The following is a 13,684-nucleotide window of genomic DNA, read 5'->3' on the forward strand; positions in this document are numbered from 1 at the left end:
TCCTCAGTCGCGGGCCTCGCCGGCGGACAGCGCATCGAGTTGCAGCTGGCCGCGCGCAAGCGCTGCGTCGATCTTCATCGCGGTGACGAAGGGGCTGACCTTCGCCGCATCCGCCGGCACGAGCAGGCTGAGCTCGTCGCGCATGCGGGTGGCGGCGACGTAGAAGCGGTTGTGCTCCTCGCTGCGGTCGCAGCCGGCGAGCGGGAAGGCGCCTTCTTCCAGGAAGGGCAGGATCACCGCGGCGAACTCCTGGCCCTTGGCCGCTTCCACCGTGCACAGCAGCACGGTCTTGCGCCGGCGCAGCTCGGCGACCTTCTCCTCGGCTTCGCGCAGCCACTGGGCGAAGGCGCGCAAGGGCTTGCCCAGGGCCCGCGCGGCGTCGATGAAGCCGGCGATCGAGCGTCCCACCGTGGCGGCGTCGGCCGGGTCGATGAAGATGCGCTGGGCGACCTTCTCCAGGTCCAGGGCCAGCGCCGCGCGGCCGAGGGCGAGATCGGCGGGCTGGTCGGCAGGTGCCTCGCGCAGCATGGCCAGCGCCTGCAGCAGGCGCTGGCGCGCGCGCTGCTGGGCGGGCGTATCGGCGACGGCCTGGGCGGCCGCCTGCTGGCGCGCGAGCAGCGCATTGGCCTCGTCGTGGCGGCCTTCCCGGCGCAGCCGCCCGAGCAGCGCGAGCAGGCGCTGCGCGGCCGCGGTCTCCTCGTCCTCGGACAGCCCGGCAGCGGCCTGGTCGGCCTGCGTCTGCGGCCGCAGCAGGCGCCCGTGCAGGAAGGCGTCGAACAGCTCGGGCTGGGCGGCGGCGGTCTTGAGATCCTCGATGCGGCTGGTCGACCACGACAGTTCCTGCCACAGCTCGAGCGCCTGCAGCACCTGCAGGCGCTTGGCCGCGCCGGGGATGGACTCGTAATCGGCGAGGGCGAAGGCGATCACGCCGCGCAGCAGCAGGATCTCGGGGCGCAGCAGGTAGCTGTCGAAGCCTTCGACGCGCACGCCGATGCCGGCCTCGAGCAGCGCGTTCTCGATCGCGATCGACTGGTCGGGCGAGCGCAGGATGATGGCGCACTCGTCCAGCCGTCCGCCGCGCGCGCGCCAGTCGCGCACGCATTCGAGTGTCCTGCGCGCGGCGTCCGCGGCGTCGGCATAGCGCTCGACGTGCAGGCGCGCCGCATGGCCGCGGCCGGACACCACCGCCTTGGCCTTCAGCGCCGCGGTGGCCAGCGCCATCGCCGGGCCGTGGCGGAAGGTGGTGGTCAGCGTCAGGCGCGCGACGCCGTGCCAGCCGGTGCCGAAGTGGCTGCGGATGAAGCCGACGTCCGCCCCCGCCCAGCCGTGGATCACCTGGTCGAAGTCGCCGGCGCCGGTGAAGAAGGCGCCGCCCTGGGCGAGCAGCTGCTCGAGGCAGGCGTAGCTCGCCGGGTTCATGTCCTGCAGCTCGTCGACGATCAGCACGCGGTAGCGCGGCAGCGCGGGCGGCTCGGCGTCGGGCGCGGTGAGCAGGCAGGCGAGGTCGTAGGTGTGGTCGAAGCGGGTGCGCCACAGACAGGCCTCGCCGTCGCCGGCGCGCGCCTTCTCGAGCTGGCGGTAGAGGGCGAAGATGGACTCCGGAATGTCGAGCGCGTCGGCGCGCAGGGCGACGGTTTCGTCCTCGTCCAGATCGGGTCGCACGAGCTGTGTCTTCAGTCGCTGCGCGATCTTCAGGAAGTCGGCGATCTGCGCGTTGTGCTCGGGCAGCCACAGCTCGCGCGGCGCGCGGCGCAGCGCGTTGAGACGGTGCAGCTCGGCGACGGCGGCGCGCACATGGGGCGCGACGGCCTCGAAGGTGTCGAGGTAGGGGGTGTCGCCGCCTTCGATGTCGCGCAGCGTGGCGCGCGCGAAGTCGTCGAAGGTGGTGCAGCGCACGCGGCGGGCAAGCTGGGCGTCGAGGCCGATCGCGAGCAGCCGGCCCTGCAGCACGCGCGCCGCCTCGGCGGAGAAGCTGAGCGCCAGGATGTGCTCCGGGGCCACGCCGCGCGTGATGGATTCGGCGATGCGCAGCGCCAGTGTGGTGGTCTTGGCCGCGCCGGCGTTGGCCATGGCGATCACATGGCGCGCGCTGCTGGTCTGGATCTCGCTCTGCTCGGCGGTGGGGACTAAGTCCTGCGGCGCGAAGCGCGGCGTGGCGCGGTCGGGCGGGGAGGGGCGAGCGGAGGCGGGGCGAGGGGAGCCGGGGCGAGGGGAGCCGGGGCCAGGGGAGGCAGGGCCAGGGGAGGCAGGGCGCGAGGGCGGGGCGCTGGAGGGGCGGGTGGACATGGTCGGCGGTCGCGTGGCGGCGGGGAGCCTGGCTGGCCATCCGGCGCGGACGGTGGCCGGGCCCGGCGTGAGCGCGCATGGTAGGCGCATTCTGCAACGGCCGGAAGCAGACCATAATCGCGCATGCGCCACCCAAGCCCCGCTCCCTCTGCCGCCGCGCCCGCCCCGTCCGCCCCGTCCGCCGCGCGCGCCGTGACCGCCCTGCGCGGCGTGCTGCCCTTCCTGCGCCCCTACCGCGCCCGCGTGGCGCTCGCCTTCGCGCTGCTGTGTCTGGGTTCGGCGACCATCCTGGTGGTGCCGCTGGCCTTTCGCGACCTCATCGATTCGGGCTTCGGCAAGGGGGTCGCGGCCGGCGGCGGCCTGCTCGGCACGGACAGCCTGGACGGCCAGTTCGTCGCCCTGTTCGGGCTGGCGCTGCTGTGGGCGGTGGCGGTGGCGGGGCGCTACTACATGGTGTCGTGGGTCGGCGAGCGGGTCACGGCGGACCTGCGCAGCGCGGTGTATGCGCGCGTGCTCGGGCAGTCGCCGCAGTTCTTCGAGACGCTGCAGACCGGCGAGGTGCTGTCGCGCCTGACCGCGGACACCACACTGATCCAGACCGTGGTCGGCAGCTCGGTGTCGATGGGCCTGCGCAGCCTGTTCCAGTTCGTCGGCGGCATGGTGATGCTGGCGGTGACCAGCGCCCAGCTGTTCGGCCTGATCGCCGGCCTGATGCTGCTGCTGGCGCTGCCCATCGTCCTCATCGGGCGGCGCGTGCGCAGGCTGTCGCGCGAATCGCAGGACCGCATCGCCGATGCCTCGGCGCTGGCCGGCGAGATCCTCAACGCGATGCCGACGGTGCAGGCCTTCACTCAGGAGGCGGCCGAGGCGCGGCGCTTTGGCGAGCGCAGCGAGACCAGCTTTCGCACCGCGGTGCGCCGTACCCGGGTGCGCGCGCTGCTGACCGCGCTGATCATCGCCGCGGTGATGGGCACCATCATCTTCGTGCTGTGGATCGGCGCGCGCCAGGTGCAGGCGGGCAGCCTGTCGCTGGGCGAGCTGGGGGCCTTCGTGATCTACGCCGCCCTGGTCGCCGGCGGCGTCGGCACGCTGGCCGAGGTGTGGGGCGACGTGATGCGTGCGAGCGGCGCCACCGAGCGCCTGATGGAGCTGCTGCATGCCGAGTCCGCCATTCGCGAGCCGCTCGCGCCGCGTGCGCCGCAGCGCGCCGAGCAGGTGGCGATCGACTTCGAGCACGTCGTGTTCTGCTATCCGGCGCGGCCGGGGCAGCGCGCGCTCGACGACATCTGCCTGCACATCGAACCCGGCGAGCGCGTGGCCCTGGTCGGGCCCTCCGGGGCCGGCAAGACCAGCCTGCTGCAGGTCCTGCTGCGCTACTACGAGGTCTCCGCGGGCTGCATCCGCCTCAATGGCCAGGACATCCGCGAGCTGGCGCTGCATGCGCTGCGCGGCAGCATCGCCATCGTGCCGCAGGATCCGGTGATCTTTTCCGCCAGCGCGCTGGAGAACATCCGCTATGGCCGGCCGGCGGCGAGCGACGATGAGGTGATCGCCGCCGCACGCGCGGCCGCTGCCGACGAGTTCATCGCCCGCCTGCCCGAGGGCTACGCCACCTTCCTCGGCGAGCGCGGCACGCGGCTGTCCGGCGGCCAGCGCCAGCGCATCGCGATCGCCCGCGCGATGCTGAAGGGCGCCCAGGTGCTGCTGCTCGACGAGGCCACCAGCGCGCTCGACGCCGAATCCGAGATCCTCGTGCAGCAGGGCCTGGCGGCGGCGATGCAGGGGCGCACGACGCTGATCATCGCCCATCGCCTGGCCACCGTGCAGCAGGTCGATCGCATCGTGGTGATGGACGGCGGGCGCATCGTCGAGACCGGCACGCCGGCCGACCTGCGCCGCCAGGGTGGGCTGTATGCGCGGCTGGCGGCGCTGCAGCTCGCGCCCTGAGGGGCCGCCCCGCCGCGCCCCGGCCTGGCACGCCGGCGTCCAGCGCAGGCTTGAACGCCGCGGCCGCGCCCCGGTCCGACTGAGCAAGCCTTCTGCTGCCGGACGCCCCGGGTGCCGGCGCGCACTGCGATGAAAACACACGGGTCTCGCCTTCTGCTGTCGCTGCCGGCTGCCGCGCTGCTGGCGGCACTGGCGTGGGCGGTGGTCGGCGGCCGGCCCGATGCGCTCGAGCCGCAGGTGGTGGGCATGCCGGATGCCCTTGCAGCCGGCGGGGCCGACAGCGCCGCTGCCGCGTCCTATCGCTATCCCCATCCCTTCCCCTATGCCGAGGACGACACCCGCTACCCGATCCCGATCGGCGGCATCGGCCCGGCGGGCGCGCCGGCCCTCGGTCCGCTGCAGTATCCCTTCCTGTGCGAGACCGAGCGCTCCGGCCTCGGCCAGCCCGAGATCGACAACCACGACGGCCACGGCGTGCCGGTGCGGCGCGTCGGTGCCGACGGCCTGCCCGGCGGCGAGATCCTCGGCTACAGCCGCGACTGCCTGATCCGCAGCCGCATCGATCACTACTACAAGCCGGTCGGCAGCGAGGCCTTCGTCCCCTGGAGCGCGGCGGCAACCGATGTGGACATGCTGCGCCACGAGGGCCGCGACATCCCCTTCGTGCTGCGCGTCGAGCGCGGCAGCCTGAACCGCTTCCTCTACGCCATCGTCGTCCTTGCCGATCCGGCCGAGGCGGCAGAGGCGCCCGACGGTCGCTACTGGAACCGGCGCCTCATCTATCTGTTCGGCGGCGGCGTCGGCATCGGCCGCCGGCAGGGCCGGCTGGCGCTCGAGCGCATCCTGGTGCGCAACGCCGAGGCGCTGGCGCGCGGCTATGCCCTCGTCACCTCCACCGGCAACCACAGCTCGGTGCACTACAACATGGTGCTGGCCGGCCACACCGCGCTGCGCGTCAAGCGCCAGTTCGTCGCCCGTTACGGCGCGCCGCTGTACACCGTCGGCCTCGGCGGCTCGGGCGGCGGGCTGCAGCAGTACCTGTTCGCGCAGAACCTGCCCGGCCTGCTCGACGCGGCGATTCCGCAGTACGCCTACCCGGACATGGTCACCCAGACCACCCATGCGCTCGACTGCGAGCTGCTCGAGTACTACTTCGACGTCGCCGCCGCCGACACCGCACGCTGGCGCGACCACGAGGCGCGGCGACAGGTCGGCGGACTCAATGCGGTGAACGGCGTCGATAACCGCTATGCCGTGCTCTATCCGCCCAACCTGCTGCTGCAGGGGCGCCTGCCGCGCTGGCCGGCGGGCGCGAGCGAATGCGTGCAGGGCTGGCGGCGGCTGACGCCGCTGGTGCTCAACCCGCGGTTCACACCGCGCGCCGATCACTACGCCGAGGCCCTGCGGGCGCAGGTGAACTGGACCTACTGGGACGACCTGGCGCCGATCTACGGCCTCGATGGCGAGGGCCACGGCCGCCGCACCTGGGACAACGTCGGCGTGCAGTACGGCCTGCAGGCGCTGCGCCGCGGCGAGCTCGAGCCCGAGGCCTTCCTCGAGCTCAACGCCCGCATCGGCGGCTGGCTGCCGGCGGCGCAGATGAAGCCCGAGCGCCTGTACCGCCTGCCCGGCCTGCGTCAGCCGCTGTGGCTGTCATTGTGGAGCGCGCACAACATGACGCGCGCGGCCGGCGATGGGCCGGCGCCGCGCAGCACGGGCGACGTCGCGGCCATGGAGGCGGCCTATCGCAGCGGACAGGTCTTCCTCGGCTACCTCGACATTCCGGTGATCGACCTGCGCCACGACCGCGAGGCCGAGCTCGACATGCATCACATCAGCGCCTCCTTCGCCGCGCGCGCGCGCATCGTCACCGCGCTCGGCGACAGCGGCCGCCAGGCGATCTGGGTCGCGCACCCCGACTACGACCCGACCCCGCGCGCGCTCGCGGTCATCGACGACTGGCTGCAGGCGATGCGCGCGGCGCCGGCGCGCGGCGTCGTAGGCAACCGCCCGGCGGCGGCGGCGGCGGACAGCTGCTTCGATGCCGCCGGCGAGCTCATCGCGCGCGGCGACGGGGTGTGGGACGGTGTCGGCAACGCGCGCCCCACCGGCCCCTGCAGCGCCGCCTTCCGCGTCTTCGGCACCTCGCGCACGGCAGCCGGCGGCCCGCTCGCCGGCGACCTCTTCAAGTGCCGCCTGCAGTCGGTCGACGCCGCCATCGCCGCCGGCGAGTACGGCGCGGTGGACATGCGCGCCCATGCCGATCGCCTGCGCGCGATCTTCCCCGACGGCGTGTGCGACTACCGCCTGGGCGATGCCGGCCGGCCGCTCGATGCGGTGCCGGCGCACTGGCGGTCGGCGCCTCGCTGAGTCGCGGCGCCCGCAGCACCTCCAGACGCACCCCGCTGGCTTTGCCCGACGGTCAGGGCGAAGTTCATTTCGTCTCGTAACCGAGTCCGGCTCGCCATGCGAAGCACGCTTCGCGCCGGCAGCGCTGCGCACCGCGAATCCACGCGATGTTCGGGCTGGCACGGACCCTGCTGGGAACCTGGCAGGCGGATCGACCGATTCGCGATGTGCAGGGTGGATGCCATGAATCGAGCACTGGTGGACTACAGCCCCGAGACCGAGCTCCTCGAGATGGCCGGCGCGGCGCGCGGAGCGGCGTCGGCCGACGAGGCGGTCGCCGACCTCGGCGACCTGGAACTCGCCGCCGAACTGCTCGACCTGCGCAGCGAGGCCGAGTTCGATGGCTTCCTGCACCGGCTGCTCGCCACCGCAGGCGCGGCTGGCGCGACCTGCCTGAGCCCGCCGCTGAGTGGCGCGCTGGCCGGCACGCTGCGCGCCGCGGCGAAACGGGCGTTGCCCGCGATGGCGCGCCTTGCGCACGGCCGCGCCGTCGGCGAGGGCTCGCCGCCTGTTACGGAAAGCGCTCATTACTTCGGTCTGGAGCTCGAAGGCCTCAGCCCGGAGGATCAGGAGTTCGAGCTCGCCCGCAGCTTCGTCCGCTTTGCCCGTGACGCGGTGCGCCACGTCGCCGGCGCCAGCCGGCGCACGCGCTCCGCATTGCGGGCCCTGCGCAGCGGGGTGCTTCAAGCCGCCAGCCATCATGCGCCCGGGCTGCTGCCGGCGCTTGTCGGATCGGGGGCGCCGCGGCCCGTCCGCGGTGCGCCATCACCACGTGCCGGACGCTGGGTGCGTCGCGGCGCCAGACTCATCATCGTCGATTGCTGAACCGGGGGTTCATGCCGTCGGCGCCGTTCGTGCCACCACATCCAGGAGACAGATCATGCACGACATCGATCGCACGCAGATGGAATATTCGTACGAGCAGCCCGGCTTCGAGTCGGAGGAGTTCGAGACCGACGGTCTGGGCGAGTACGACGAAGCCGAATGGTCCGGCGAGACCATTGGTGAGAGCGTCCTGAGCGAGGCCGACGAGATCCAGCTCGCCGGCGAGTTGCTGGCGGTGACCAACGAGGCAGAACTGGATCAGTTCCTCGGCAGCTTCATCAAGCGGGTCGGGCGGGTGGCGGGCAAGGTCATCCGGTCGCCGGTCGGGAAGGCCGTCGGCGGCGTCCTCAAGGGCGTGGCGAAGAAGGCGTTGCCGCTCGCCGGCGGCGCCATCGGTGGCTACATCGGTGGGCCGCTGGGCGCGAAGATCGGCAGCGGACTCGCTTCCGCAGCCGGCAGCGCACTCGGCCTGGAGGCCGAAGCGCTGGACCAGGAGGACCTCGAGTTCGAAGGTGCGCGCCAGTTCGTCCGAGTCGCGGCCGACACCGTCCGCCGCGCCGCTGTCGCCCCGGGGGGCGCCGATCCGCGCGCCGTCGCGCAGGCGGCGGCGGTGGCGGCGGCGCGACGACTGGCGCCGGGCCTCGTCGGCGGTGCTAGCCCGCGCGCGGCGCTGCTTGCCGGGGTCCGCGGCCAGAAGGGCACCTGGGTGCGCCGCGGCAACAAGATCGTGCTGTTCGGAGCCTAGGCGGCGATGCCCATCAGCCCGTACGCATCGTGGATGCTGGGGCAGGAAGCGCGGGCGCTGCTGACCCGGGTGGCGCGCGTGAAGCCCTTCGCCCTGGTCGAGCCCATGGTGCCGGCCGCTGCCCTGCTGCCTGCCGCGCAGGCCGCGATCGAGCGCCAGCTCGTGCAGGGTCGCCATCAGCTGCGTCGCTCGATCCGCGCCTTCCTTGCCTGGCTGGCCGGGCCGGAGGCAGGACGGACGACGATCGAGCAGGCGCAGCGGCGCTTCGCCCTGCTCAAGCTCCGCTTCAATGCGGCGGTCACCCAGTTCGACCTGTTCAACGACGCGATCATGCAGCGCAGCGAGCACGAGGCCGGGGTGTGGCTGGCTGGCCTGGACGTGGCCGCGGCGGATGCGCTGCGCCTGCCGGGGGGCTACTACGAGCTGCCGCCGGTGGTCTGTTACCTCGACCGTGGCGTTGGCGCCGCCATCCGCAGGGCGCGGACGCGGCTGCCTGGCGGCGGCGCGAATCCGGTGGCGATCATCCGCGTGCCGCGTGAGCGCATGGTGGGCAGCGGCATCGCCTCCTCGCTGTTCCACGAAGTGGGCCATCAGGCCGCGGCGCTGATCGAGCTGGTCGACTCGCTGCGCCCTGTGCTGCAGGGCATGCAGCGCGGGGGCGGCCATGAGCAGGTGTGGCGGCTGTGGGAACGCTGGATCTCGGAGATCGTGGCCGACCTGTGGTCGGTGGCGAGGGTTGGCATCGCGGCGACGATGGGCCTCATCGGTGTCGTGAGCCTGCCGCGCGCCTTCGTCTTCCGCCTCGACCTGGACAATCCGCACCCGGTGCCCTGGATCCGCGTGAAGCTGAGCTGTGCGCTCGGCGACGCGCTCTACCCGCACCCGCAGTGGGCGCGGCTGGCTGCGCTGTGGGAGGCCTACTACCCGGTCGACGCGCTCGAGCCCGCACGCCGGCGCCTGCTCGCCCAACTGCAGGAAGGCATGCCGGGCTTCGTCACCTTGCTGCTGAATCATCGCCCGGAGCGGCTGCGTGGGCGCTCCCTGGTCGAGGTGCTCGATGTCGCGCAGCGCCAGCCGGCGCGTCTCTCAGCCCTGTTCCGGGCCTGGTCGCGCCAGCCCGCCGACATGTACCGGGCGCCGCCCACGCTGGTGTTCGCGGTGCTTGGCCAGGCGCGCGCGGACGGTGTGCTGCGGCCCGAGGACGAGGCCGTCCTGGTCGCCAGGCTGCTCACGCATTGGGCCTTGCGCAGCGCGCTCGATACCTCGTCGGCCTGTGCCACGGCTTCCGCCGCGACCGGGGCGACGCACGCACTGGCGCGGCAGCTGGCGCAGCGCGTGAGCTTCCAATGAGGAGGATGACATGACAACCGAACAGAAACAGCAGAAGGGAACGGTCGACGTCCATGTGCGCGACGCCGCCGGTGCGCAGGCCGCGATCATCGGCGCGGCGGTGCGAGTGAGTCGCAAGCCTGAGGGCGGCGGCAAGGCGGAGGCGGGCGGCAAGCCCGAAGCGCCATCGCGGCTGCCCGGCCTCGTGGTCGCGGAAGGGGTCACGAACGGCAACGGCGCTGTCGCTTTCGAGTTGCCGGCCGGCGCCTACGAGATCCGTGCCGAGGCCCATGGCCTGAGCGATTGCCAGGACCTGAGGCTGCGGTCCGACTGCCGCGAACGGGTCGAGCTCGGGCTGCCCTTCGGCTTCACGGTGGAGACCTTCGTCGCCGGCAGCAACTGCACGCGGACCCCCTGCAACGAGGTGCGCGAAGGCCAGTCGGTCTTCGTCAGCCTGAGCTGGCAGCGGCAGGCGGGAACGGACTTCGTGACCTCGCTGACTTCGGCGGGCGGCAACATCCTGCCCGATTACCGCAGCCAGGAGGACGCGGAGCGGGTCACCCGCGAATACATCTTCCATGCCAGTCGGCGCGGCGTTGCGTCGTGGGACGCGACCCTGAGGGGCAGTCCGGAGCTGCATGTGCGCGGCGATCTGATCGTGCTGCCGAACGTGCAGAGCGTCGCCGGCGACATGTCGGTGACGATGCGACGTGCGGCCACCGAGCCGACCGAGGACCTGCCGCTGTGGGTCGTCATCCGCAAGAGCACCGAAGCGCTGTCATTCAACAACTACGCCCGCTTCATGAACCACGTGCTGTGCGGCGAACCCCTGCCTGACGCGCCGTCCGACTTCGAGACACAGCGTTTCCCGAAGAAGAAGGAGGCCTTCGACAGCCTGCTCAAGAAGCGTTTCCTGCCATTCACCGATACCGAGGCATACCGCATCCTGAAGACGGCGACCGAGGCTTTCGTCGCGGTCAATTGCGGCGTGGCGCTCGACGACTTCCCCTTCGACCAGGCCGATCTGGACTACGTCACCCGCCGGGTCGGTCGCAACGTCGATCTCGATGCCCTGTGGGACCGCTATCTGGTCGCCGTCAACGGCACCAGCGACCCGACCCTGCCCTATCTGGGCCTGATCCGCGCCAAGCTCGCCGACGTTCGCATCAAGGAGGCGATGTTCGGCGGCGCCGATCTGCCCGAGGAGTGCTTCGGCATCCTGCGCGAGAAGCTGCTCGCGCCCTGCCTGCTCGAGCTCATCTGGTCCTACTGGCACGAGGAAGGGATGCTGGTGCAGACCATGAATGCGATCACGCGCCGCTTCCAGAACGTGCGCGGCCCGCGCGAACCCGATCCGCTCGCCAACCTCGAGATCGACCCGCTGCGGCCGCTGAACAACCTGTTCTGGGGCATGGTGCAGGACGAACAGCACCGCCTGACCGTGGTGCGGCGCAACTACGAGTATGACCACCACTACGGCCTGCGCCTGGAAGGCAAGGCGGTGCGCGAGCTGCGCGCGGCCGACACGCGCTCGAAGTTCCTCGAGGCCTTCCACAACCTGCTCAACCTGTGCGCCGGCTTCTTCAAGCAGGACGACGACACCACGATCGTCGCCGACGGCTTCCCCTTGCTCAACGGGCTCAAGGACGTGCATCTGATCCTGTCGCAGGGCGCGCACAACCAGTTCGGCGACCTGCCCTCGACGGCGCGCATCGAGATGCTGATGCAGCAATGGATGCTGGCGCGGCCCGAATTCCGCGAGTTCCTGCCGACCCGCATCATGGTGGCCTATCCGGAGCCGTGGATGGACCGGGTCGATGCGATGAAGAAGCTGCAGGGCTGGACCGACACCAGCGTACTGCAGTTCCGCAACCTGGCGATGTTCGGCGAGCAGGTCCTGCTGTCGATCCGCTATGGGGCCTGGAGCGATGCGAACGATCCGGCCCAGGCCGCGAACTGGGCGCGTTTCTGGCGGCCGGAGATCCAGGGGTACACACACGCCTACCGCGCGGTCACCGGCGTCGACCTGACCGCGGCGAACGTCGGCGGCGCGGTCGACTTCACGTTGCCGGCGACCTTGCTGCAGCGGAGGCTCGCGGCGCAGCCGCGCAGCGCCTGAGGAGCATCGGTCATGCTCGACTTCAGCTCCGCGCTCTACCTCGGCCTGCGCCACCCAAGTGCCGAACTTGCGCCTTGGGACGCGCTGACCGAGGGGCGTCCGGCCGCGCTGGGCGAGACCGCCGCGGCGCAGGAGGCTGCTGCGGCGCTCGCGCGGCTGCAGGGCTGCGAGTCGGGCGTCCTGCTGCCGTCGACCCTGCATCTGTTCCGCGACCTCTTTCTGATGCTCGCCGCCGAGCGCGTGGCCATCTTCTGCGATGGCGCGGCCTATCCGATCGCGCGCTGGGGCGCGGAGGCCGCGGCGGCGGCGAGGCGGGTCCCGTTGCGCCGCTTTCCCCACCACGATGCCGAGGCCCTCGCGCGCCTCGCCGGGGCGGCGGCATGCGCCGGGCGGCGGCCCGTGGTGCTGACCGACGGTCTTTGCCCGAGCTGCGGACGGATCGCGCCGCTTGCACGCTACGCCGAGATCGCCGACCGCGGCGGCGGCTGGCTGGTGGTTGACGATACCCAGGCGCTCGGCCTGCTTGGCGAGGCGCCCAGCCCGGACCGTCCCTACGGCCGTGGCGGTGGCGGTTCGCTTCGCTGGCGGGGGTTGACTGGCGAACGCATCGTCGCCGGCAGCTCGCTGGCGAAGGGCTTCGGCGCCCCGCTCGCGGTGCTGGCGGGCAGCGCCGGCCTGGTCGGGCGTTTTCGGGCGACCAGCGAGACGCGGACCCATTGCAGCCCGCCCTCGATGGCGGCGGTGCGTGCCGCGGGTGTTGCGCTCGCGCGCAACGTCGCCGAGGGCGAGACCTTGCGCGCCCAGCTGATGGCAGCGGTGCGGCGCCTGCGCACATGGGTGGTCGCCGCCGGCGGCATGCCGCGGGGCGGGCTGCCGCTTCCAGTGCTGTCCTGCGTCTTCGGCGACGCTCCAGGCCCGCTGGCGCTGCACCGGCGGCTTCTGCAGGACGGCATCCGCAGCCTGCTGATGCGGGCTTGCGACGGGCTCACGACCTGCCTCGGCTTCGTGCTCACCGCAGGTCACCGCAACGCAGGGGTCGACCAGGCCGGCCGTGCGCTGCTGCGCGCCGTGCGTGGTGGATATCCTCGCAGGTCATATCCGGTGGAGGCGACATGAAAACCTTCTATCCCGGTTCGGGGCCCTCGCTTCGGCCCGTCGACAGCTTCGAACTCGTCCCGGCGCAAGCGCGGGGGTGGGAAGCGGAGGCTCGCCGCGCCCCGGGCCCGCGTCCGCGTTCGATGCCGCGGGCCACTCCGCCGCCACCTCGTCCGCGCAGGCCCGATGGCGGCCGCCCCATCGGCCCCCCGCGTGGATCCCGTCCGCGCCCGCTCCGCGGCCGACCCCGCTGGCCCGGCTATGGACTGCCGCTACCTCGATTCGGGATTGAGGGTGCCCTGGACGACGTCGCCGGGGGCTCGGAGTACGTGCGCTGGACCCAGGATTGCCTGAACCGCGTCATGGCCGCTGGCCTTGCGGTGGATGGGGTCATGCACGCGGCTGCGCGCAGCGTGCTGCGGCGCTTTCAACAGCGCGAGGGTCTGCCGGTGACCGGTATCGCCGGACCGGACACCGAAGCGGCGCTGCGACGCGCGTGCGCGGCGGTTGCCGAGCGCGCAGCCGGCGCTGCGCCGGCTGGCGAGTTGGGGACGGCGAGGCGCGCCTGGTCCGCCGAGTTGTCGCTGCCGGCCGCCATCGCCGACCCGCGCTCGGCCGGCCCGGGGATCTACACCCTGTATCGGAACGGGCAGCGGCTCTATGTCGGGAAAGCGCAGGATCTGCGTCGACGCCTGCAGCAGCACCTATGGTGCCTGCAGCATCTCGGCGTGGCGGCGGGTCGCTACGCGGTGAAGCTGACGCCGATGCGCGGTGCGACGCCGGCGCAACTGCAGCGGGTCGAGTCCGCGGCGATCGCGAGGTGGGGGCGGCGCGGAAAAGGCGGCATGCTGACAAACGTCAAGTCAAGCGAACTGGAAGTCGAACCATGGGGCGAGGCCTGGCGCTGAGGCCCTGCCGCCGGAAAACAG

At 72.3% G+C, this 13,684-nt stretch carries 9 protein-coding genes; 8 read left to right on the forward strand and 1 reads right to left on the reverse strand.

Annotated elements, in window-relative coordinates:
* Positions 1–3: 3 nt before the first annotated feature.
* Positions 4–2,376, reverse strand: coding sequence for a UvrD-helicase domain-containing protein (locus tag ACMV5O_RS02415; protein ID WP_416161982.1), 2,373 nt, complete (start codon positions 2,374–2,376; stop codon positions 4–6).
* A gap of 33 nt (positions 2,377–2,409) precedes the next feature.
* On the opposite strand from ACMV5O_RS02415, the gene ACMV5O_RS02420 reads away from it, so the two are divergent.
* From ACMV5O_RS02420 to ACMV5O_RS02455, 8 genes are all read left to right on the forward strand, one after another.
* Positions 2,410–4,233, forward strand: a complete 1,824-nt coding sequence (locus tag ACMV5O_RS02420) for an ABC transporter transmembrane domain-containing protein (protein WP_416161983.1) — start codon at positions 2,410–2,412, stop codon at positions 4,231–4,233.
* A 129-nt stretch (positions 4,234–4,362) separates the two neighbouring features.
* Positions 4,363–6,603, forward strand: a complete 2,241-nt coding sequence (locus ACMV5O_RS02425; RefSeq protein WP_416161984.1) for a DUF6351 family protein — start codon at positions 4,363–4,365, stop codon at positions 6,601–6,603.
* 222 nt (positions 6,604–6,825) lie between these two features.
* Positions 6,826–7,467, forward strand: coding sequence for a hypothetical protein (locus ACMV5O_RS02430; protein WP_416161985.1), 642 nt, complete (start codon positions 6,826–6,828; stop codon positions 7,465–7,467).
* 55 nt (positions 7,468–7,522) lie between these two features.
* Positions 7,523–8,212: a hypothetical protein gene (locus tag ACMV5O_RS02435; RefSeq protein ID WP_416161986.1), complete on the forward strand. Its 690-nt coding sequence runs from the start codon at positions 7,523–7,525 to the stop codon at positions 8,210–8,212.
* Positions 8,213–8,218: 6 nt separating this feature from the next.
* The gene (locus tag ACMV5O_RS02440) at positions 8,219–9,562 is read left to right on the forward strand and encodes a hypothetical protein (protein ID WP_416161987.1); all 1,344 of its coding nucleotides are present in this window, start codon (positions 8,219–8,221) and stop codon (positions 9,560–9,562) included.
* A 10-nt stretch (positions 9,563–9,572) separates the two neighbouring features.
* Complete coding sequence (locus ACMV5O_RS02445; RefSeq protein WP_416161988.1) at positions 9,573–11,660, forward strand: hypothetical protein; 2,088 nt, start codon at positions 9,573–9,575, stop codon at positions 11,658–11,660.
* Positions 11,661–11,672: 12 nt separating this feature from the next.
* Positions 11,673–12,776 (forward strand): hypothetical protein, encoded by a 1,104-nt coding sequence (locus ACMV5O_RS02450; RefSeq protein ID WP_416161989.1) that lies wholly within the window; start codon positions 11,673–11,675, stop codon positions 12,774–12,776.
* A gap of 308 nt (positions 12,777–13,084) precedes the next feature.
* On the forward strand, positions 13,085–13,663 hold the full coding sequence (locus tag ACMV5O_RS02455) for a peptidoglycan-binding protein (protein WP_416161990.1): 579 nt from the start codon (positions 13,085–13,087) through the stop codon (positions 13,661–13,663).
* The last annotated feature ends 21 nt before the right edge of the window (positions 13,664–13,684 follow it).

The sequence above is a fragment of the Thauera sp. WH-1 genome (assembly GCF_047806685.1).
Lineage (GTDB): Bacteria > Pseudomonadota > Gammaproteobacteria > Burkholderiales > Rhodocyclaceae > Thauera.